Consider the following 22,613-nt stretch of genomic DNA (forward strand, 5'->3'; position numbering starts at 1 on the left):
GATTACCACGTAGTAGCCCAATTGATCTCGACCCTGAACATTCGCGGTGAATCCCAGCATATTCTGTGCGTCATTCAACCGCTTAGGTCACGATCTCGCATACGGTGGAACATGTGAAACGCACTGCCATGGAACTCGCCGCAATTGCAACAGCCGCCGTCCCCGGATTAGCTCCGGTGGGTTTTGCGGCTCTGTCAGACGACGCAGAAGATTTTGACTCGGCGCTGATTGTTGATGCTTTGAAGCACCGCTGGCGCGTTCGTTCCCCACGACATGATGAAGCCAGCATGCGACTTGAAGCTGAGCTCTCAGCATTGCGCGCGTTTTCCGCCAAGGTACGCACCTCGCTTCCTTTTGCCCTTCCATCAGTGGCCGGCACCGTCCGTCAGGGCACCCTGAGAACCTTCGTCTACAAGGACATGCCAGGACGTGTACCAACGTTGGAAGAGCTAGTCGACGAAGGCAGTAACCTCGCCAAGGCCCTGGGACAGTGCATGGCAGCCATTCACCAGATCCCAGATGAAGCTGTTGAAGTTGCTGGTTTGCCAACGTACTCAGCCGACGAAATCCGTCAGCGCAAGCTCAACGAGCTAGATACTGCAGCTGCTACCGGTAAGGTTCCAAGCGGATTGTTGCGACGCTGGGAACACGCAATGGAAGACGTAGCGCTATGGCGTTTTAATTCAGCTGTCGTCCACGGCGCCTTCGATGAAGAGCAACTCCAGATCTCACACTCGAGCATCACTGCCGTTAAGGGATGGACGGATTTGCATGTTGGCGACCCAGCCGACGACTTTGCATGGCTCTCTGCCATCGAAGACCAGAGCTTCACGGATCGAGTTTATTCCTCCTACATGGAAGCTCGTAACAAGTCTGCCGATCCGCACATCATGCGCCGCGCGGCCTTGGCTGCAGAATTTGCCTTAGCGCAGTGGCTAGTGAAGTCTTTGGATTCCAAGGACTCAGAACGCATCGCTGAAGCCGAAGAGATGTTGCGGGAATTGGACCACAACATCAGTGAGTACGGCGGACAGCCGCTTTCTGTAGTGGAAGCACCACGTCCTATCGTCGCGCAAGCTGATAACGAGATAGCGAAGGAATCCAATCCGGAAAAGGATAAGGACTCTTCGGTGCAGCAAGCATCTACCCCAGAGCCTGTTGCGTCCATTGACACTACGACTCCGCGCATCAACACTTCCAAGGTCACTGCTCTAACCGAAAAAGAGGAAAGTCCTACCTCCGCCACGGGCGCTGAGTCCAAGAATTCGGCTTCCGCGAAGACAAGCGACTCACGTTCAGTTTCGAAGCCAGCAGATCAATCCGGTACGAAAAAACCCGAGTCGGATGACTCTGACTCTGCATCCGTAGAAGTCAAGAACGCTGATGAAGCACCGTCCAAGAATTCCCAAGACGGACAACGAGTCACCAAACTTGAGCCTGTGGATCAAAAGCAACCTGAAGAAACCGACGACGCCAAGAAGTAGACGAATTACTCCCCTTCTCAGCGTCGCCCGATATTAGCTGTCGAGTTGCTCGAAAGCGTTGGAGATCATCGCTTCGAGGTCGGCTTCGTCCGAAAGGTGTTCGGCACGAACGGTGATCCCAGCGGCAACATAGTAGAACGCCGCCTTGATATCTTCCAGTGCGATGCCGTGAAGGCGAGACCACCCGAGCCTATAGACAGCAAGCTGAACCAGTTTGCTCTTGAGATCTTGGCCATGTGGGACGCGTCCGGTTTTCCAGTCCAGCAATAGCCAGGTGCCATCTTCCATCTGGAATACGGCGTCAATTCTGCCTCGAACTGCTACCGGACCCACGCGGGTTTCCAAAGGGACTTCCACATACGCGGGCTGACGCTGCGACCATTCGCTGGCTAGGAACGCCTGCTTCATCGACTCAAGGTCGAGTGCTTCATCAAGATAGGTATCTGCCGGTTCGGTTAATTCTCCAAGATCAAGCATCGAGGTCTTTTCGTAGAATTCCTCAATCCACGCGTGGAAAGCCGTTCCACGACGCGCGGCCAATCCTGGCCGACGTGGTACAGGTCGACGCAGATTCTCTAAGACTGATACCGGATCTTCAGCCAATTCAACGAACAGTGAGGCACGAACGTGTTCTGGCACCTCAACTGCTCGTTCGCGATTACTCAAGAATTCGCGCTGAGCCAGTAGGCGACGCGCTTCATCTGACCATTGTTCTCCTGCTTCGGTCAGCAAAGGAGCTTCCTGGTCTTGACCGAGCACATCCTGAGCGATTTCCTCCATAACTTCGCGGCGAGAGTAGGGGAAATCTTTGCGGGCCATGCCGCCGGTAACCTGAGGTCCCTCTAAAGGGTCATACGGCCACAGTGCTTCTAGGGGTGTCATTGTGCTGGGATTTTGTTCCGGAGCGTCCTCCTCCTTAACCCACACACCAATTTCTGCCTTCGGATCGTTGCCTTCAGCCAACGGTACCAATGCCGTGAAGAACTCTGATGCGTCGGTTGGCTTGGTTCTTGTAGCAGTCCAGATGCTGCTACTGCAGATCAGCAGCGACTTGGCGCGCGTCACGGCAACATAGGCCAAGCGTCGTTCCTCAGCCACATGGTGGTCTTCAACGTGGTCTTTGAAAACTGATTCGGCTTCCAGTAACTCTTTCAAGGCTGGCTGGTCCGTATCCCATTGAGGCAAGTCCCGCGCATCCCCGCGCAGCTCCCAAGGAAGAGCCTTGTCACCGCTGGTCCATCGATCTGACTTGGATCCAGGGAATACCCCATCGTTCAAAGACATGACCGCAACGATGTCCCATTCCAAGCCTTTGGACGCATGCACGGTGAGCAGCTGTACAGCTCTCGGATCCGCATCTTCGCTCGGAAGCGGCAGTCCACTTTCCTTCTCGGCGGCTTGTTCCAGCCACATAAGGAATCCGGCAAGCTCCACACGTGGGGCGTTGCGCGAATAATCGCGCACAACATCGGCAAAGGCGTCGAGATTTGCCCGCGACGCACTCGGCTCGACCCATGGCCGGACGGCTACCTCGATATCCAGATTCATGGCCCGTTCCACCTCGCGGATGAGGGTATCTAGGTCATCGTTGGCCATCAGTCTCAGGCCAGCCAGTTCTTCCTTGAGCGCGCAGAGCCGTGCACGTCCTTCTTCGCTCAAGCAACGCCCGTCAGCGCTGTGCCACCCTTCTGGTGGAAGGTAGTCCAGTGCCTCAATCAGGCTGGCTGCATCATTGAGTTCTGCCCTTGCAGATTCAGCAACACCCGCCTGCGAATCAGATCTTCCCTCCGCAGATTCTGCTGGATTCAGCCCCTTAGCCCGGCGTCGCTCTAGTTGTCGTGACCAGTCGGCGAAGGCCGCTAGATCTGCTGTGCCAATGCGCCATCGTGCGCCCGAGAGCATTCGCATGAGCTTGTCAGAACGCAGCGGGTCTACAAGCACATGCAGGCACGCCACCAAGTCCGTCACCTCAGGTGTGCTCAATAGGCCAGATAATCCCACCAGCTGATACGGAATTCCCCGTTCGGAGAGGACCTCGCCCATAATGCTCAACTGGCTGCGATTACGCGAAAGTACAGCACTAGTTTTGGGTTCGTCGAAGGCCAGAGCGGATTCAGCAATGATCTGATCAGCGATGACCTCAGCTTCTTCACGAACGGTAGCGCAACGGTTGAGGATGACTCGTCCCGCGTGGGCAAAAGCCGAAGGTTCCAATGGCTTCACGGTGACCGGTCCGGTGTGCTTTGTGCCTCCGGCGGTAATTTCGTTAGCTACCGAGAGCACGTTGACGGTATTACGCCAGGCTATCGTCAGGTGCTTCACGTGAGCGTTGCGATGATCCTCGCCACGAATGATGGGGAACGTCTCGGGGAACCTAAAGAGCTGTCCGGCGCTGGCCCCGCGGAAGCCATAAATTGATTGATTCGGGTCACCCACTGCAGTGACCGGATGCCCCTGTCCGTAGAGTTGTGAGAACAGCACCATTTGCGCATGCGAGGTGTCTTGGAATTCGTCCAGGAGTACGACCTTATGACTGGCTCTTTCGGCGAGCGCAGCGGCAGGAACTTCTTGGGCAATCTTCGCGGCGTGAGCAACCAAATCACCATAGTCCATGACCCCTAGCTTCTTCTTTTCACGCGTGTATTCCTGAGCAAGTTCAGCAATCGTGGCGCGGGAGGCTAACTTGTCGATGAGCTTCACGGCGATTTGCGTTGGCGCCTTATCTTTTTCCGCATCCATGGGCAGGGCGCGTAGTTTGAGCACCAGATTATCAATCCATGCATGAGCTTCGGGGGCCGTGACCAAGTGTTCGGAAGCTTCGGAACTGAACGAGACGATGGCATCAACGAGAGTGCTGGTGGCGCTATTAAGGTGGTGGTAGTCGCCCGTGTACTTTTCAAGAACGCTGTGTCCTAACTGCCACGACTGGGCTGCGCCGAGCAGTGCGCTGTCCTCTTCGAGCCCCAAGCGCAATCCGTGGTCTTGAACCAGAGTGTTGGCGTAAGAGTGATAGGTGGACACTGCTGGATCAAGGAAATCGCGAGTTTCTTCTTCACTGAGTAATCCGGTGGCCACCAGCTGTGCAATCTTGGCGCGAATTCGAATAGACAGTTCCCCAGCAGCCTTGCGCGTAAAAGTCACGCCAAGGATTTCCTCGGGACGTACCAGTTGGTTGGCCACCAACCATACGACTTTGTCTGCCATAGTTTTTGTTTTCCCAGAGCCGGCGCCGGCGATGACCAGCATCGGTTCCAGTGGAGCTGCAATAATTTCTGATTGTTGCTCAGTCGGTGGGAATTTTTCACCCAAAGCCTCTGAGAGTTCTTCAGGAGTGTATTTTATATTGCTCATGGTTCGGTGACCTGTCGTCCTTCGGCGCACAGTGGGCAGATTTCTGGCAGGGTGCAATTTCCAAGAATTCCTGCGGCACCCGCGGTGTGACGAGTAATGAATTCGCTGTGGCCCATCAGTTCGGCTGCTTCCAAAATTAGTGTTTTTGCCCAGTCTTCTCCGGCCAGCGAAGGTTGCTCTCGGATGGTGGGACTTTTAGTCTTGGTGCCCACGTAGACCAATGAAGCACCCGCTGGTTCATTAGAGAGTTCTTTGGTTGCTTCGTTATCTTGCAGTGCTCCAAGCTGAATGGCGGTTTGGTAGACACCCAACTGTGGATGCTCCACAGTGTCATTCTTGCTGGGCGCCGTTGAGCCGGTTTTCAAGTCTACGACAGTGACTTTGCCAGCAGAATCAGCCTCGACGCGGTCGATGATGCCCCGCAATTGAACTTCGCTTCCGTTGCTTGTTGGGACTTCGATCAGGAAAGGCATCTCTCTAGCCACCAGCTCTCGACCTTCCTGACGCATCGAAATGCAGTATTGGGCAAACTTCTTGAGCATCTCGCTCGCGCGGTCGAAGTCGCGTTGACCTTCCCAGTTGTCGAGTTTTTCGAGTTCTGGCCAGCGCTGTTCGAGAACCTGTTGATACTCGTACCCGCTGGCGTCTGGGTATTCCTCTGCGATGGAGTGGATCAGGGTACCTAGTGATGCGGCGAAGTCGTGTGCTGCGGTTCCACCGGCGCTTTGGACAAACCAGTTCAGAGGTGACTTCACCAGTGTTTCTACCTTGGACGGTGAGACACGGCGCGGTTGGTCCTCGGGTACTACCGGTGTATCGGAGGATAGTGGGCGCAGTCCCCACCACTGCTCTGGGTGCGCACCACGAATTGGCTGTTGCGCTTGGGCCAGCTGGGCGAGTACACGAACCGCATCTTGATAGTGGGCTTGCGCATCTTGATCATCTGGGGAGCTTACTGCCCCGAGCATCGCGGCCTTGCGTTGCTCGGCGGTCCTTCGAAGTTCGGCAACTAGGGTGGGCAATGAACGGATCCGAGGCGCCGTGGTAGTCTCGCGCCCATCTTGGCCTGGCGGTTCGACAAGGTCTAAGAACGAAGATGGCTGGCTATCTTCGTTTTCGACAGCCGTGCAAATTAATTGCTCTGAGGCTCTGGACACCGCGTTACTGAAACTGCGCAACTCGTCATTGCGGATCTGGCGAACCAAATGTGTTGGGGTTCGTGTTTTCAGGAAGCCGACACCGTGCTCTGCCACATCGGCCAAGGCATTGGAGCCGAGCAATTCACCGCGTAACCGCAAGTTGGGCCAAGACCCCTCTTGCAGACCGGGAATGAAGACTATGGGCCACTCTTTGCCAGCAGCTGCGGCAGTGGTGAGTACTGTGACCGTGTTACCTCCGGCAGCGCGTGTTGCCAAGGAGTCCATGGGCAAGTCTTGGTTCAGGATGTGTTCGATAAACTGCGGCACACTGGCGCCCGGCAACTGATCAACAAATCGTTCGGCGGCCTGGAAGAGCGAGAGCACTGCGTCGAGGTCGTGGTCGGCTCGACGGGACGACAGCCCTGCCCCCAGCGCCTCTTCACGCCACGCTTGCGCACGACCTGAGGCTTCCCACATCGACCATAGTGCCGTTTCAGGGGTCGCTGTACCCGAGCCCAATTCGCTTTTGAGAGCGCCGTACATCTTGAGCAGACGTTCTAGTCCAAAAGCGGGTTTACCCAGTTGAGCTGCAAGCTCAGGTTCACGCAGGCACGCCTCCAGCAATTCTTGACTTGACCGCCGCCCGCCCGCCGCAGCTTCGCGCTGACGAAGTAGTTGACGCAGACGCCTAATCTCCAATGCTGTACTCATCCCATAGCGAGAGAGCAGAAGGTTTTGCATCAGCAATGGATCATCAGCTGTTGAGTCGTTATGGGCCAATTCCATGAGATCCAGCAATGGGCGGACTGCTCCCTCGTCCTTGAGCGGAATCTCTGCCGGTGGAACTTGGACAGCGATTCCTTGACCTTCAAGGAACCTACTATAGGAACGTACCTGCGACCCATTGCGAACAATGATGGCTATCTCAGAAAGACTGCGCTTTTCAAAGAGGTTCAGCGCAACGATGCGCTGGGCAATGAAGCGTTCTTCTAAGGTGGAATTTTCAAAGGTCAAAGCAACACAAACTTCGTCTGAAGGTATCGATGTTGCTTCGACATTTCGTCCTCGTGTGCCAGCGGCCACAGGAACACGGCTAACAATTCTGTGCCATGCCTGAGTGATCTTCGGTGACATGCGGTGACCTTGAGTGAGGTCTAGTTGCGTCACGATTCCGGTGCTGCTGTAATTCTGTTCAAAACGATGCAACTCGTCGGTGCGTGCACCACGGAATCCCTGCACGACGTTGTCAGGCGCAGCGAACGCGACCAGGGATCGGTCCTTGCCTAATAGTGCTAGCAACCGATGCTGGGACAGCGTTGCTTCCTGCAAGTCATCCACAAAGATCAGCTGTAGTCGGTCTTGTTCAGCGTGCAGGAAGGACTCATTGTCTTCAAGAATTTCTGCGGCGCGAGTGATCAAGCCTGCCGGATCAAAAGCTTCGGCATTTCCCAAGTCAAGCAGATCTCGGTATTCCTGGTAGAAGCTTGCTGCCGCTAGCCACTCTGGTCGTTGGGCCAGTTCGCCATAGTGTTCAATGTCTGCCGGTTCCAACCCGAGTTCTGAAACTCTGTCAAAGAATTCACGTACTTCTTTGCGGAACCCTCGCGTCGCAACCGCCAGCTCCAGTTCTTCAGGCCAGTCTGGTCCCGTGGTCAGGCCTTGTGCATGCCCCTCAAGCAGGTTACCGATCAGGGTGTCTTGCTCAGGGCCAGAGAGTAAACGTGGGGCACGCTCCAAAAAGGGCAAGAGCCCTTCAACTCGTGCTCTCCTGATCAGGTCAAAAGCATAGGATGACCAGGAGCGAACTACTGGTTCGGTGAAGGTCTGTTCGGCACGGCGACTGAGCTCATCTCGAATGGATGCCGCCGTCATACGCGTGGGCGCTATGATCAGCAAGGACTGCGGGTCTAGTCCAGCATTCAAGTGGGCAACTGCAGCGTTGACGAGGGTGCGGGTCTTACCGGTGCCCGGCGCGCCGGTAACCAACACCGGGGTGCTCACTGTTTGAAGCTGATCCATGATCTTTTCTGGATCTACGTTTAGTTCGCTTCGAGTTTCGTCCATGACTATAGTTCATCATCCAATTCAGACATTTTAGGATTCCCCAACAACGATCTGAGGATATCTATTTGGGCCCACGCTTTAGGCGTAGGATTCCACCGGAACTGGTTCATCTTCACTTTTTTCTCTGGCAGCGCCAAGCCTTCTACGATCCAGTGCTCACGGGCCCTTGCCATCAACGGATCGGCGATCCCTCCATCTGCTTTCAGCACGCGCCACCATGGAGTACCAGCTGGTGCCATTGCCATCGCTTTGCCTACCTGACGTGCTCCACCGCTACCGAGCAATTCTGCAACGTCGCCATAGCTCAGCACTTCCCCTTGGGGAATCAGAAGTGCCAACTGATGAACCGCCTCGGCGTAGGTCAGCGGTCCTCGATCTCCTGCTTCGTTCATGACTCCATTCTGCCAACTGGCTAGCGTTGATCCACAACCTGCGCGTTGGGCCACCATTGTGTCTTGATCTACCTGTAGCGTTGAGCCTATGAATGAATGGCACAAAGGCCTTGCAGTTGGCTTTGACTTGGAAACTACTGGCGTCGATACAACCACAGCGCGAATCGTAACGGCCTCAGTGGTTCTACTGGATGCACAGGGTGCTGTAGTGAACCGTCGCGAGTGGCTGGTCAATCCCGGAATTGAGATTCCAGAAGCGGCAACGGCTGTCCACGGTGTTTCCACTCAGAAGGCACGTGCTGAGGGCGCTGAGCCAAAACAGTCCGTCCAGGAGATCATGCAGCTGTTGGCTTTCGCTTCTGAGCAGTCCCCCATTGTTGCGTTTAATGCCTCCTATGATTTTTCCGTTCTCTACAATGAAGCCCTTCGCTACGACTTGCCGGCGTTCTTCCCAGGAAACGTCATCGATCCGTTCATCATCGACAAGCAAGTCGACAAGTTTCGCAAGGGCAAGCGCACTCTGAGTGCGGCGTGTGAGTTTTACGGTGTCGTCTTAGAAAACGCGCATACCTCGTTGGCTGACGCCATTGCCTGCGTTGAGGTAGCCCGGCAGATTGGTGAACGCTACCCGCAGCTTCAGGTCGATCCACAGGTACTGCACGGTTGGCAAATTGGCTGGGCGCGCGAGCAGGCCGAAAGCTTCCAAACTTACCTGCGTAAGACCAAACCCGAAGCCGTAGTTGACGGCGCTTGGCCCATAATGGAGGGCTAGCTCACAGAGAAAACAAGCTTCTGTGCCCGATGTCACAGGTGCCTCAGTAATCAATGCGCCAATTCGCGGAAGTCGATAGTTCATCTTCTGTCACAATTGGGAGAATAATCTTCGAACTGTCAAGCTATATGACTCTCGACTAAGAATCTTAAAGCGATTTTTGACCCTATTCGGGCGATTTAGTTCGATAATGGTTGAATGGAGGGTACTCTCTCTACCCATTTGAGAACTGAAGGAACCCGCCTAGTGATCACAGTTAGTGACCTTCGTAAGGTCTACCAGCAGGGAAGCAAGGATGTTGTTGCCCTCGATGGTGTCAGCCTAGAAGTCCCCACCGGGAAGATTCACGGCATCGTCGGACACTCCGGGGCTGGCAAGTCCACCCTTGTTCGTTGCTTGACCCTGCTCGACCAGCCGACGTCCGGCACTGTAGCCGTTAACGGTAAGGAGCTGACCAACGTCAGTACCTCCGAGCTACGCAACGCTCGTCGCCGCATCGGCATGGTCTTCCAGCACGCCAATCTCTTTGACTCACGCACTACAGAGCAAAACGTTGCTTACCCGTTGGAATTGGTTGGTACTCCTAAGGAGCAGATAGCAACCAAGGTCGCTGAGCTGTTGGAACTTGTTGGGCTCTCGACATTCGCAAAGGCTTACCCATCCCAGCTTTCCGGCGGTCAGCGACAGCGTGTAGGTATAGCCCGCGCTTTGACCACTGATCCTGACGTGCTGCTATGCGATGAGCCAACCAGCGCGCTAGATCCAAAGACCACCGACGAGATCCTTGAACTGGTCAAAGAGTTGCGCGATCGATTGAACATCACCGTCCTGATCATTACGCACGAGATGCACGTGGTGAAGCAGGCTTGCGACTCGGTTTCACTGCTTGAAGGCGGAAAGATTGTTGAGTCCGGTTCCATTGAACAGGTCATCACCAACGCATCCGGCAACCTTGCTTCAACGTTGCTACCACTTCCTGGAGACGCACCGCGCGCCGAGGGATCTGGTCCAGTCCTCGACCTGCTTTACACCGGGCAGCAGGCCACCGAGCCAGTTATTTCCTCCGTTGCCCGCCAGTTCAATACCGACGTCAATGTTTTGGCCGGCTCGGTGGAGCAACTTGGTGATCAGCAGTATGCCCATCTGCGTTTGCAGTTAAATGCGGATGCAGATTTGGATGCCATCGTGAATCATTTGACCTCGAACGGCATCGCCGTGACCGTGAAGGGAGCCAAGTAGATTATGGATTTCTTTACTCCAACCGTTCTCAAGGCTATGGGAACTGCCACCGTTGAGACACTTCAGATGGTTGTCATCTCGGGGATACTCACCGTTATTATCGGCTTGATTCTGGGCATTCTGTTGCACGTGACGGGGAAGGGCGGACTACACCCAATTCGCTGGTTGAACGTGCTGCTCTCGGGCATCATCATCAACATCACCAGATCAATTCCATTCGCTATTCTGATGGTCGCGCTGATTCCATTCTCGGCGCTGATTGTAGGTGCCTCTTTGGGCCCGATCGCCGCATCAGTATCCCTGACCATCGGTACCATTCCATTCTTCGCTCGACTGGTCGAGACCGCGTTGCGCGACATCAACCACGGCAAGGTAGACGCGGCTTTGGTCATGGGCTCAACCAAGATGCAGACCATTCGAAAAGTCCTGATTCCAGAAGCCATGCCTGGCATCGTTGCGGCAACCACCACCACCATTGTCACCTTGATCGGCTATTCGGCCATGGCTGGGCTTGTCGGCGGTGGCGGTTTGGGTCGTATGGCCTACACCTATGGCTACACCCGTTACAACATGCCAATCATGCTCGCCACGATCGTCATCATCGTGATACTCGTGCAGCTGGTTCAGATTATTGGCGACGCCATCGCTCGCAAGATCGATCACCGCTAAAAACACACAAAGACTTCCATTGGTAGATCCAGTGGAGCCGTGGACTACGTCAAGACACGGCAAATCTCACTCGCAATTGAGCCCCACGGCTCCAAGAAAAGGAAGACAAGTTATGCGTAAAAAGCTCACACTTGCAGTCGCCGGCATCGCCGCGGCCCTGACCCTGTCCGCATGCGGTAGCAGCTCGCCATCAGCAGACGCCAATGCAACCTTGGACCCAGCAAACCCGGTCACCATCAAGGTTGGCGCCAGCCCCGTTCCACAGGCTGATATCTTGAACTACATCGACGAGAACTTGGCCAAGGATGCTGGCATCGACCTCGACGTAGTTGAAATCGACGACTACGTCACCCCAAACACCTCGCTCAATGAGGGAACCCTGGATGCTAACTACTTCCAGACCGAGGCTTACCTTAAGACCGAAACCGAAGAAAAGGGCTACAAGTTCGCTCACGGTGCTGGAATCCACGTAGAGCCAATGACCGTCTTCTCGAAGACTTTCAAGGATCCTAAGGAAGTTACCGAGGGAACCACTGTTCTGCTAAACAACGATCCAGTGAACCAGATCCGTGGCATGCGCGTTCTTGAACAGGCTGGCTTGCTGAAGAACATTGCTGACGATGACTCCATCCTCAGCGTTCAGGATGACAAGGAAAAGAATCCACTGGGCCTAGAACTCAAGGACGCCAACGCTGAGCAGGTAGTTCAGTACTACAAGAGCGATAAGTCGATCGGTGTTGCTGTGATCAACGGTAACTTCATCGTTCAGGCAAAACTGAACAAGGACGAGATCCTGGCTCAGGAATCAGGCGAAAACAACCCTAACGCTAACTTCTTGACCTGGCGTGAAGGTGAAGAGACCCCAGCGATCAAGAAGCTTGAAGAGCTGCTGCACTCCGATGAGGTTCGCGCCTACATCAAGAAGACCTGGACCGACGGAAGCGTCATCCCAGCGTTCTAATCTGAAGCACTTCACTGCCCGAGTTCTACGGAACTCGGGCAGTTTTGTTTTCCAACGCAAAAAAGCCCGGCACAGGGTCAAACCAACCTGATTGGTTCGGCCCCGTCCCGGGCTTGCTTAGTCGTGTTTAGGCTTTGGCAGCTGCCGCAGCCTTAGCCGCTGCAGGAAGAGCCGCGAAGATCTTCTCCATCGCCGCATCATCATGTGCTGCCGAGACGAACCATGCTTCGAAGACACTCGGTGGCAGGTACACGCCGGACTCAAGCATGGAGTGGAAGAACGGCGCGTAGCGGAAGACTTCCTGTGCTTGTGCATCCGCGTAGTTGTGAACGCCCTTTTCAGCGGTGCCAAAAGCGACTGAGAATAAGGTTCCTGCGCGCTGAATCGAGTGGTTCAAACCCGCGGCGTTGAATGCCTCGGTAATGGCGCCCTGCAATGCTTCAGACTGCTTGGTCAAGTGTGCGTAGACCTCATCGGTAGCATTGCTCAGCTGTGCAATACCGGCAGCCATGGCTACCGGGTTACCGGAGAGGGTACCCGCCTGGTAGACCGGCCCTAACGGAGCCAGGTAGTCCATAACCTCTGCACGTCCACCGAGAGCAGCGGTAGGCAGTCCGCCACCGATCACCTTACCGAAGGTGTACAAGTCAGCGGTCCAGTCCTCGACCTTGCCGGTCAAACCCCAGTAACCCGAGGAGGACGCACGGAAGCCGGTCAATACTTCATCAACGATCAGCAAGGCGCCGTGCTTGCTGGTGGTTTCCTTCAGGAACTTGTTGAAGCCTTCTTCAGGTGTAACCACACCCATATTGCATGGAGCTGATTCGGTGATGATCGCAGCAATGTTGGCTCCATGCTCGGCGAAGGCAGCCTCAATAGCAGCACGATCGTTGTAAGGCAGAACCAAAGTCTCGGCAGCGGTTGCAGCAGTCACACCGGCGGAACCTGGCAATGCCAAGGTAGCCAAACCAGAGCCAGCATCGGTAAGCAGCCCGTCGAGGTGACCATGGTAGCAACCGGAGAACTTGATGACCAGTTCGCGGCCGGTAAAGCCACGAGCCAAACGTACCGCGGTCATGGTTGCCTCGGTTCCGGTGGAAACCATGCGCACACGCTCCACACCGCCAACGCGTGACTTGATCAACTGGCCGAGCTTCGCCTCATCCGGGGTGGAAGCGCCGAAGGACAGACCACGGTCAACCGCTGCGTGTACTGCCGCTTGGATCTCTGGGTGTGCGTGCCCCAGCAATGCTGGACCCCACGAGCAGACCAGATCAACATATTCTTTGCCGTCGGCATCGGTCAGGTAGGCGCCCTTGGCGCCCACCATAAATGGCGGAATACCGCCAACGGATCCAAAAGCGCGGACCGGTGAATTCACGCCACCTGGCATAACTTCGCGGGCCTCGGCAAAGAGCTGTTCTGAGTTAGACATCAGTCTTATTTACCTTCCTTGAGCCAGCCGGCAACTTCGGCTGCATAGTATGTGAGAATCTGTTGGGCACCGGCGCGCTTGATGGAGAGCAAGGATTCAAGCACTGCACCCTTGCGGTCGATCCAACCGTTGGCCGCGGCGGCCTCGATCATCGCGTACTCGCCCGAAATTTGGTATGCAGAAACCGGTACCGGGGAGAAATCGGCAATATCGCGCACGATATCTAAGTAGCTCATCGCCGGCTTGACCATGATCATGTCGGCGCCCTCGGCGATATCCAGCTCGGCTTCGATCACCGCTTCGCTACGATTGGCAGCGTCCATCTGATAGGTGCGACGGTCACCCACTAGCTGGGAATCTACTGCTTCACGGAATGGACCGTAAAAAGCGCTGGCATACTTGGCGCTGTAGGCCAGTAGCGAGACATCCTGACGTCCAGCCTGGTCCAAGGCCTGACGAATCACGGCAATCTGGCCGTCCATCATGCCCGATGGGCCAAGCACGTGGGCACCGGCCTCGGCCTGTGCCACCGCCATCTGCGCGTAAATTTCCAAGGTGGCGTCGTTATCAACTTGACCGGAGGCATCCAACACACCGCAGTGGCCATGTGAGGTGAACTCGTCAAGGCAGACATCGGACATGACCACCAGTTCATCGCCCACTTCAGCGCGAACTGCGGCAATGCCCTGATTCAAGATGCCTTGAGGGTCGAGTCCTGCGGATCCTGTTTCATCACGTTCTTCAGGGATGCCGAAGAGCATGATGCCGCCCAAACCACGTTCTGCAGCGTCGTTGGCAGCAGCCTTGAGCGAATCCATCGAGTGCTGCACCACGCCCGGCATGGAGGTGATTTCATTTGCCTGGCCCAATCCTTCGCGGACAAAAGCTGGCAGGATCAGCTGCCTGGTCGATAGCTCATTTTCGGCTACCAAACGACGGATAGCTGGATTCTGCCGCAATCGGCGAGGACGATGCTCAGGGAAACCCATAACACTACTTTCTGTCTTGACTACTGTTCTTCTTCAGCCCCGGGTCTACCGGGCAGCTGAAGTAAATCTTTGGCCGCTTGGGCTAGGCCCTGCGGGGTTGGTGCGCCAGCCACTGCGTTGACCGGGATCAGTGCCCGTTCCAGGGCCGACGCGGTGGGTTGGCCAATGGCAATGGTGCGCAAAGTCGGCGGAATTGATCCACTCACCAGTTCTGCAAAGCGCCGTACCACCGATGGCGCCGAAAAGATCACCAGATCAATTGAATCCAGTTTCTCACTGATTTCGTGAACCTGCAGAACGTTGATCTCTTGTGTGGGCAGGCGCGCATCAAGGGCAACTCCCCCACTATCAGCGTTAACTGTTTGGTAGGCAATAAACTCGTCAACATTCAGCCGAAGATTAGTTAGCCAATCGCCCAACGTAGAACTGGATAAATCACCATGTGGGTAACAGATTCGCGCGTCGCGCTCTGGTCGCCAGCTCTCTACCATGCCAGCGGCTGATTGTAGCTCTGGCTGAAAATCGGCCGTTCGACCCAGGTACCTACTAATCGCTTCGCTGCTCTTGTGACCGACCGAGGCGATGCGCAAATCCTGTGGCAGTTCCTTGCCCTGAAGCAATTGTTCAATCACCCGCACGGTATTGACACTGGTGATCACCAGCCACTGATACGCTCCATCCACCAACTGGTGCGTCATCACTTCAATCTCGCGACGATCCGCAGGCCAGATGGTCTCGATCAGCTGAGCACACCACGAGGTGATACCCAGCTGATCAAATTCCTGCACTGTCGCCTCGGCTCGCGCCGGGTTGCGTAAGATCAGAGCGTGATAGGTCATGTGCAGTTGTTTAGGCTAGACCGGCCACGACAGCTGCACCGTCAGCGATCATCGACTGAGCCAAGTCTCGGCCCAGCTGCTCGGCTGCCTGAATCGAATCAGCAGAAGTGCGGGCACTGCGACGCATCACTTCGGAGCCATCAGGATTGCATGCCACCGCCTCGAGTACCAGTTCATTGCCCTCTACATGAGCCAGTGCACCGATAGGAGCAGCACATCCGGCTTCCAAGGTGGAAAGCAAGGATCGTTCGGCGACAACCTGCCTGCGGGTAGGTAGATCATCAAAGGAAGCCAGCGCCCGATCCAAGTCCTCGTGGCCACTGCCAGCACTGCGAACTTCCAGCGCCAATGCCCCTTGACCCGGGGCAGGCAGCATGATGGATGGATCAAGATACTCGGTAATGTAATTCTCCAGGCCCAGTCGGCGCATTCCCGCCGCGGCCAGGATCACTGCGTCTAGATCGCCCTGGGTGGCGCGACCAACGCTGCCATCGTCCAAGGTTTCGCCGATACCCTTAACTCTGCCCAAACGGGTGGGCACGTTGCCACGGATATCAACGATCTCAAGGTCACCACGGTGAGCCAAAAGTTGCGCTGCACGGCGAGGTGATCCGGTGCCAACCTTTGCGCCCTGAGGCAGGTCGTCTAAGCCCAGGCCATCGTGAGAGCACAACGCGTCACGAACGTCTTCGCGCTCTGGGATGCAGGCAAGAACCAGTCCCTCGGGCTGTGCGGTGGGCAGGTCCTTAAGTGAATGAACGGCAAGATCACACCCAGCATCCAAAAGTCGTTGACGCAGGGCGGCAGCAAACACCCCGGTTCCGCCCAAAGTGGCCAGTGACCCGGTGACTACGTCACCTTCGGTTTTCACCAGTACAGTTTCAACCTCTAGGCCAGAGATCTCAGCCAACTTCTGCGCCGCCCACCCGGTTTGCGTGGTGGCCAGCGCACTGCCTCGGGTTCCTACCCGGAAGGATTCACTCATGCCGAAGGCACCCCCACTTCCGAATCTACGGCGGCAATGGTTGGACGTAGCTTGCCATCAAGTGCACGCTTTTCGCAGCAGCCAGGTCGACAGACATCAAACCAAGGACCACCTTGTACCACCGAGGCGCGACCTTCACGAAGGGCTTTGCCATCGGGGCCGAGCAGTCGCTCTTCAATCAGATCAACCAGACCAGAGACGAAGGCCTGCTCAGTTCCTGGGGTCGCTACACGGTCAAAGGCTAAACCAAGTTCTGCGCAGGTATCCTTCGCTTCGGTATCCAGGTCCCAGAGAACTTCCATATGATCCGAGATAAATCCGATAGGAACAACTACAACGCCGGCGACACCGGCAGCAGCGTCCGCTTCCAAAGCATCGTTGATATCTGGTTCCAACCACGGCATGTGCGGTGCACCAGAGCGCGACTGGTACACCAGTGAATACTCCAGACCCTGCGCTTCTTCAACCTGAGACAGAATGTATTCAGCTACCGCGCGGTGCTGAGCGGTGTAAAGATTCTCGCTGTTGGCCTCGCGGATTTCCTTGGGACCAGCAGCCTGAGCGTCCCCCATCGGAATGGAGTGGGTAACGAACACGATTTTCAGTGGCTGATCCGATTTCCCTGCTTCTTCCAGCTGGACTCGGACCTTTCCCAGAGACACCCGAAGACTCTGTACAAAAGGCTGGACAAAGGCCGGGGTATCAAAGAACTGTCGAATCTTGTCTACTTCCAGAACACCATCAAGTCCGGTGGCCAACAGACCCATCCCCAGATCTTCACGGTACTGGCGACAAGCGGAATAGCCTGAGTACGCACCGGTGCCTAGCATCAGCACCTTGCGGTGACCATCGTCGGCCAACTGTGACAGGGTGTCGTTGATAAACGGGTGCCAGTTTCGGTTGCCCCAGTAAATCGGCAGGTTGATGCCACGGGTGGCCAACTCCGCTTCCAACGCCGCCTTCAGCGCCCTGTTCTGTTCGTTGATCGGTGAAATGCCACCGTTCTTGCGATAATGTACGGCTACCTCTTCAAGGCGCTCATCGGGGATCCCGCGGCCACCGGTGACATTGCGCAGAAATGGCAAGACATCGTCTTGGCCTTCTGGACCACCAAAGGAGGCAAGCAAGAGTGCGTCATACGCCTTGGGAATCATTTGACCGTTCTGGTCATATCCTTGGCGTGGGTCAAAGCTCTGGCTCACTTGAGTACCTCAAGCACCTCAGCGGCAGAGATTTTCCGACCGGTGTAGAACGGTGTCTCTTCGCGCACGTGGTGGCGCGCCTCGGTGTAACGCAAGTGACGCATCATATCGACTAGATCGATCATGTCATCTGCTTCGAGGCAGATCTGCCATTCGTAGTCACCAAAGGAGAAGGCCGCGACGGTGTTGGCAAGAACGTTAGGGAATTCGCGGCCTAGGATGCCGTGGTCACGCAGCATCTTGCCACGCTCGGCTGGATCCATGGTGTACCAGTCAGTGGAGCGCACGAACGGGTAAACAGTCATCCATTCCTTAGCGCGGATGCCACGGGCGAAGGCTGGTGAGTGGTTCTTAGCGAACTCCGCTTCACGGTGCACGGCCATGGTCGAATACACAATTTCAGTGCCTTCGAGCAATGCAGAGCGGCGAATCTTGCGCAATGAAGCCTGCAACAGCTGAGCCGATGGTCCGTGGACCCACACCATGATGTCAGCGTCTTCGCGCATGGCCGATACGTCGTAGATGCCACGTACTGTGGCGCCCTCGGTGCCCAGCTCAGCGATCAGTGCATCAAATTCGCTGGCAGCTGCTTCGCTACGTTCCACAATTTGTGAACGCTTAAAGATGGTCCAGAGCGTGTAGAAGAAAGTTGGATTCTCTCCCGCATTCGCGCGTTCGTTCATAACGGGCGAATTGTGCTCGGGTGCGTTGCTCACGTGATGTTCTCCTTGTTCTGCGGATCTTTTCATGGACTGTGAGTCCAAAATTGTTGCTGAAGTCTTAGCGGGCGCTGATTGCTACGGCTCGACGTGCCTGAGCGATAACTCGGGCCAAGCCGGTACCTGAAACCCAGGCTCCAACCACGTCGAGCCCGTCCATTGTGTCCAGCGCCCGTTCAAGTTCTTTGCGACGTTGCATTGCGGCTTCACCTTGTAGCGGCACCATGTCGCTAAAGCGCGAAACGGCACTTCCCAAAACATCATCCCGGTGCAATTGAACACCTAGAATCTTTGAAGCGTCTTTGATGGCCAACTCGATCAGGGCCTGGTCGTCTCCAGATTCCACGACTGGTTCCGACTCTCCAATACGGCCAACGGACAGACGCACCACGTGGGTACCTGGCCCGGCCTCGTTGGCGAGCCAAGGCCACTTCGCGGTGGAGTGTGTTAATGCTTTGGCGGTCAGCGGTGCATTCTTATTGACCAGTACGCCCGAACCGCGCGGTGCGTCATCAAGCTCGGGTTTATCGACGACCAAAATTGCCAGCGCAATGGAATTGGAGGTGTCTTCGGCGCTGATTTGCGCTTCGGGGTCAAAGAGTGGGTTCAGCAGCTTCAACGCAGCAGCCGCCTCAGTGGCCACAACAACTCGGTCTGCGTGAAGTTCTTGGCCAAGGCTGCACACGGTGTATGGCCGGTCGGCCTGTGGGAGATGCTTGATGGCTTCCACCGGAGAATTTCGAACCAGCGCAACGCCGTCTTGGGTCAACTGATCCACGAGCGTGTCAACCAGCGTGTACATGCCGCCTTCTAGTCCACCGACGCGTGAACCTGCTGGGGCCGAAGCTTGGAGTTTAGCCACAGCACGAGCCAGCGAACCAGTTTCTTGCATTGCCTGGCGTAGTCCCGGTACGGCAGCATCAATAGAAATCTTGGCCGGATCGGTGGAGTACACCCCATTGATAACCGGCGACACCAGCAGGTCAAGCACTGCTTGCCCCATCCGGGTACGAACCACCTCGGCGATAGTCAGCTTTTCGGTGGCCCATTTCTTGCTCATGGGCGTAATCAGATCAGCAGCGGCACGCACGGTAGCTGCCCGGCCAATGACGTTTCGTACCTCATCGGTACGCACATCACTCGGGATTCCAAGTAATGCGGTGGTAGGCATCGGATGTGCCACAATGTCTTGGTTCTCACCTTGAATCATCCAGGCTGACTGTCCCGAAGTCTTTGCGATCTTCTGACCCAACTCCAGTTCGTCGAGGTAAGCGGCAACGCTTCCACCACGCTGGGCGAAGGATTCAGCGCCGGCATCAATCTGTAGTCCGGCGACGTGCGCGGTTCGAACGCTACCACCGAAACTGTCATTGGCCTCCAAGACAGTAACTTCGTGCCCGGTCTGGCGTAGTTCACGGGCAGCCACTAGTCCGGCGATACCACCGCCAATGATCACGGCGTGGGGCACTACCGGCTGAGGTTCATCGGCAGGTGTCCTCTTGTTGTGTCGGGATTCGTTGGCCTTGCGTACCTTTTCAAGTAAGCGCACAGCGTGGGCGGCAGGCTGCGTAGCATTCTCAGAACGCCCTACAGAAGTTGGCGATGATTCCTTACTCACGTACTTAGCACCTTCTACCTTCACACATTGCAGCGATTACCTTGGGTTGGGGCCTGATCCCTTAACCCAAGGCATTACTCCCAGCTTAGACCCGTTGAATTACAGTGAGTGAATGAGCTCTACCACTTTGCTCAACACCGTCGGGTCCGTAGTTGGTGGGACGCCGTGACCCAGATTTAGCACATGGCCACGAGCCTGCTTACCCGCTTCAACTACTTCGCGCACGTGTGCCTCTAATACTTCCCACGGGGCAGTCAGTAGCGCCGGGTCAATATTGCCCTGAACCGAAACATCCTGACCCAAGCGGCCGATGGCGGTTTCTAGTGGAATTCGGTAATCCACGCCAACGGTGTCCACGCCAATATCGCGCATAGCGGTCAGCAGTTCCCCGGTGCCGGTACCGAAGTGGATCAGTGGAACGCCTAGGTCCCGCACGAAGTCCAAAGCCTGCGAAGAGTAAGGGGCAACAAACTTTTCGTAGTCTGGCAGTGACAGGGATCCTGCCCACGAGTCAAAGAGCTGCGCGGCCGACGCGCCTGCTTCAACCTGTGCCCGCAAGAACTTACCCGAGGCATCCGCTGCCCAGCGCATCAGCCCGTCCCACACCTCTGGGTCTGAATGCATCATGGTGCGTGGGCCAAGGTGATCGCGGCTTGGCTTACCCTCGACCATGTAGGCAGCGACGGTAAATGGGGCGCCGGCAAAACCGATCAGTGGGGTGGAGCCAAGTTCCGCAACAGTCAGACGCACCGCTTCACGAATTGGTTCTAAGGACTCATCGGTGAGTTCTGGAAGTGCAGCAACCTGCTGGGCGGTGCGGATGGGGGTGTCAAGTACTGGGCCAACGCCCGGGACGATGTCCACACCAATTCCTGCCAGACGCAGCGGGATGACAATGTCTGAGAAGAAGATGCCTGCATCCACCTTGTGACGGCGTACCGGCTGCAAGGTGATCTCGCTGGCCATCGCTGGATCCAGGCATGAATCAAGCATGCTGACGCCTTCGCGCAGCTTAAGATACTCCGGCAGCGAGCGGCCAGCTTGGCGCATGAACCATACTGGGTGATGCGAGGGCGTTTTGCCCGTCAAAGCTTGGATCAAAGCGGAATCTTGGGTACGTCCATCAAGCATCGGATGGTTCTGCGACAGGGTCATACTCTAATTCTGCCAAGTCTTGAGATTAAAGCCCATTCAGAACGTTCGCCCGCAGGTGAAGGTGAGCAACCTAACCCCCTAAAACGGCCCCGATTTAGGCTCACCTGCATTGTTTGCCTGAGCGTTCCGTCTTATTCTGGGGACACTGTGGTTTTCTTATCTCTTGTCGCTTCGCATTCGCAGCTCGATCTTGAGACCGTCGCGCAAATTAGCGCTTCGGCCGACGGGCTGGCAGCTGCCTCCGTTAACGGTTCGGCAGCCATCAATGGTGCCGTCGTTCTAGCAACCTGCAACCGTTTCGAGGTGTATGCGGATGTTGAACAAGTTGATGATGCTACCGATCACCTAGTCAATAAGCTTGCCGAGACCACCGATCTCTCCCCCGATTTTTTGGCTCGCCATTTGACCAGTCTTGAAGGCGAACCAGTTATTGAGCATCTCTTCTCGGTGGGTGCTGGTCTGGATTCAGCTGTTGTTGGTGAACGCGAAATCGCCGGACAGGTCCGACGCGCACTGACTCAGGCACAGACCGAAAAAACCACCACAAGCAACCTCACCCGTTTGTTCCAAAACGCCACCCGGGCTGCCAAAGATGTCGGCTCACACACGGATCTAGGAACGCAAGGCAAGTCGGTCGTATCCGTAGCCTTGGACCTCGCCGAAGAGCTCATGTCTGGCGATCGTGATTGGTCGGAGCAAGACGTGGTCCTGTTCGGCACCGGTTCCTATGCCGGAGCCACCATGGCACTGTTGAAGGAGCGGGGCGTCAAACGCGTTTCCGTGTACTCCCATTCGGGCCGCGCCGCTGATTTCACCACGAAGCGTTCGGGTTTCCCCCTAACGGACGAACTTTTGCCTCAGGCATTACGTGAGGCTGACATCATTGTTGGCTGTTCCGGTGGTGGACACCAAATCTCGCGCGCCGAGCTTGAAACCCCACGAGTCAAGAATCACCCGTTGATCGCCATCGACATGGCCCTAACTCACGACTTTGATCCAACCTTGGTTGAACTGCCAGATACCGAGTTGATCACTCTTGAATCTGTGCGAATGGCAGCTCCTACCGAACAAGCCATGGCCGTGCATGCAGCCAGCCGCATCGTGAAGAAAGCGACGGCCGAATTTGCGGCGGCTCAACGTGAGCGTGAAGCAGACTTCGCGATTGTTGCCTTGCGCCAACACACCAAAGCGGTCCTCGATCAGGAAATCGCCAAGGTACGTGCACAGCACGGTTGTACGGCCGCGGCCGAAGAAGTGGAGCTGGCAATGCGACGCATGGTTCGCCAGCTTCTGCATGTTCCAACCATCCGTGCCCGCGAACTCGCTGGTGAAGGTCGCACCGACGAATATGTCTCGGCGCTAGAGACTTTGTACGGTATTGAACTGGACGAGCCGCAGGTCAACCCGTTGACCCAGGTCCCGGAAGTGCAAGAGACCAGCGCCCAGTCAGCCACCTGCCCGGTCACCGACGAAGCAAAATCGGCATAATTAATCCTCGCTTCCTGATTTACAGTTCTGCATTCCTAGTCAAAGCATGGAATACTACTTCCAGATAGATCTCTGCGCTCAATTGAGAAATTGAACGGGTAAAAGATCGCGC

General features: G+C 55.9%; 17 protein-coding genes. 6 read left to right on the forward strand and 11 right to left on the reverse strand.

The genetic code is table 11. From position 1 onward, the window contains the following. Window positions 1-113: 113 nt before the first annotated feature. Window positions 114-1,484: a phosphotransferase gene (locus tag FJV47_RS02285; RefSeq protein ID WP_235026304.1), complete on the forward strand. Its 1,371-nt coding sequence runs from the start codon at window positions 114-116 to the stop codon at window positions 1,482-1,484. A gap of 33 nt (window positions 1,485-1,517) precedes the next feature. Here the strand turns inward: FJV47_RS02285 and FJV47_RS02290 are convergent, their stop codons facing one another. Genes FJV47_RS02290 through FJV47_RS02300 form a run of 3 tightly spaced genes read right to left on the reverse strand, consistent with a single transcriptional unit; the run spans window position 1,518 to window position 8,430 of the window. Further along, window positions 1,518-4,835, reverse strand: a complete 3,318-nt coding sequence (locus FJV47_RS02290) for an ATP-dependent DNA helicase (protein WP_159609628.1) — start codon at window positions 4,833-4,835, stop codon at window positions 1,518-1,520. Beyond that, window positions 4,832-8,038, reverse strand: a complete 3,207-nt coding sequence (locus FJV47_RS02295; RefSeq protein WP_235026305.1) for an ATP-dependent DNA helicase — start codon at window positions 8,036-8,038, stop codon at window positions 4,832-4,834. The genes FJV47_RS02290 and FJV47_RS02295 overlap by 4 nt, the downstream gene beginning before the upstream one ends. A 2-nt stretch (window positions 8,039-8,040) precedes the next feature. Continuing rightward, a complete protein-coding gene (locus FJV47_RS02300) occupies window positions 8,041-8,430 on the reverse strand; it encodes an MGMT family protein (RefSeq protein WP_159609630.1) in 390 nt (129 codons plus the stop codon). A gap of 88 nt (window positions 8,431-8,518) precedes the next feature. Between FJV47_RS02300 and FJV47_RS02305 the strand changes: the two genes are divergently transcribed. From FJV47_RS02305 to FJV47_RS02320, 4 genes are all read left to right on the forward strand, one after another. Further along, window positions 8,519-9,202 carry a 3'-5' exonuclease gene (locus FJV47_RS02305; RefSeq protein ID WP_159609632.1) on the forward strand — a complete coding sequence of 228 codons (684 nt, stop codon included), beginning with the start codon at window positions 8,519-8,521 and terminating at the stop codon, window positions 9,200-9,202. A 246-nt stretch (window positions 9,203-9,448) separates the two neighbouring features. Next, on the forward strand, window positions 9,449-10,441 hold the full coding sequence (locus FJV47_RS02310; protein WP_159609634.1) for a methionine ABC transporter ATP-binding protein: 993 nt from the start codon (window positions 9,449-9,451) through the stop codon (window positions 10,439-10,441). Window positions 10,442-10,444: 3 nt separating this feature from the next. Beyond that, window positions 10,445-11,110 (forward strand): methionine ABC transporter permease, encoded by a 666-nt coding sequence (locus FJV47_RS02315; RefSeq protein ID WP_159609636.1) that lies wholly within the window; start codon window positions 10,445-10,447, stop codon window positions 11,108-11,110. 112 nt (window positions 11,111-11,222) lie between these two features. Continuing rightward, window positions 11,223-12,071: a MetQ/NlpA family ABC transporter substrate-binding protein gene (locus tag FJV47_RS02320; RefSeq protein WP_159609638.1), complete on the forward strand. Its 849-nt coding sequence runs from the start codon at window positions 11,223-11,225 to the stop codon at window positions 12,069-12,071. A gap of 127 nt (window positions 12,072-12,198) precedes the next feature. On the opposite strand, the gene hemL is transcribed toward FJV47_RS02320, so the two are convergent. The 8 genes from hemL to hemE all read right to left on the reverse strand — a co-directional run bounded on the left by hemL (window position 12,199) and on the right by hemE (window position 21,013). Then, a complete protein-coding gene (gene hemL, locus FJV47_RS02325) occupies window positions 12,199-13,506 on the reverse strand; it encodes a glutamate-1-semialdehyde 2,1-aminomutase (protein ID WP_159609640.1) in 1,308 nt (435 codons plus the stop codon). Between the two features lie 5 nt (window positions 13,507-13,511). Further along, entirely contained in the window at window positions 13,512-14,495 is a 984-nt protein-coding gene (hemB, locus tag FJV47_RS02330; protein WP_159609642.1) for a porphobilinogen synthase, read from the reverse strand. 20 nt (window positions 14,496-14,515) lie between these two features. Continuing rightward, complete coding sequence (locus FJV47_RS02335; RefSeq protein ID WP_159609644.1) at window positions 14,516-15,334, reverse strand: uroporphyrinogen-III synthase; 819 nt, start codon at window positions 15,332-15,334, stop codon at window positions 14,516-14,518. Between the two features lie 10 nt (window positions 15,335-15,344). Beyond that, a complete protein-coding gene (gene hemC, locus FJV47_RS02340; RefSeq protein ID WP_159609646.1) occupies window positions 15,345-16,319 on the reverse strand; it encodes a hydroxymethylbilane synthase in 975 nt (324 codons plus the stop codon). Further along, the gene (locus FJV47_RS02345; RefSeq protein WP_159609648.1) at window positions 16,316-17,521 is read right to left on the reverse strand and encodes a ferrochelatase; all 1,206 of its coding nucleotides are present in this window, start codon (window positions 17,519-17,521) and stop codon (window positions 16,316-16,318) included. The genes hemC and FJV47_RS02345 overlap by 4 nt, the downstream gene beginning before the upstream one ends. Further along, window positions 17,518-18,204 carry a hydrogen peroxide-dependent heme synthase gene (hemQ, locus tag FJV47_RS02350; RefSeq protein WP_159610069.1) on the reverse strand — a complete coding sequence of 229 codons (687 nt, stop codon included), beginning with the start codon at window positions 18,202-18,204 and terminating at the stop codon, window positions 17,518-17,520. The genes FJV47_RS02345 and hemQ overlap by 4 nt, the downstream gene beginning before the upstream one ends. A gap of 97 nt (window positions 18,205-18,301) precedes the next feature. Next, the gene (gene hemG, locus FJV47_RS02355) at window positions 18,302-19,858 is read right to left on the reverse strand and encodes a protoporphyrinogen oxidase (RefSeq protein ID WP_159609650.1); all 1,557 of its coding nucleotides are present in this window, start codon (window positions 19,856-19,858) and stop codon (window positions 18,302-18,304) included. Between the two features lie 99 nt (window positions 19,859-19,957). Continuing rightward, window positions 19,958-21,013: a uroporphyrinogen decarboxylase gene (hemE, locus tag FJV47_RS02360; RefSeq protein WP_159609652.1), complete on the reverse strand. Its 1,056-nt coding sequence runs from the start codon at window positions 21,011-21,013 to the stop codon at window positions 19,958-19,960. 147 nt (window positions 21,014-21,160) lie between these two features. On the opposite strand from hemE, the gene FJV47_RS02365 reads away from it, so the two are divergent. After that, window positions 21,161-22,501 carry a glutamyl-tRNA reductase gene (locus tag FJV47_RS02365; protein ID WP_159609654.1) on the forward strand — a complete coding sequence of 447 codons (1,341 nt, stop codon included), beginning with the start codon at window positions 21,161-21,163 and terminating at the stop codon, window positions 22,499-22,501. Window positions 22,502-22,613 lie beyond the last annotated feature (112 nt).

It is taken from the genome of Glutamicibacter sp. JC586 (assembly GCF_009805585.1).
Taxonomy (GTDB): domain Bacteria; phylum Actinomycetota; class Actinomycetes; order Actinomycetales; family Micrococcaceae; genus Glutamicibacter.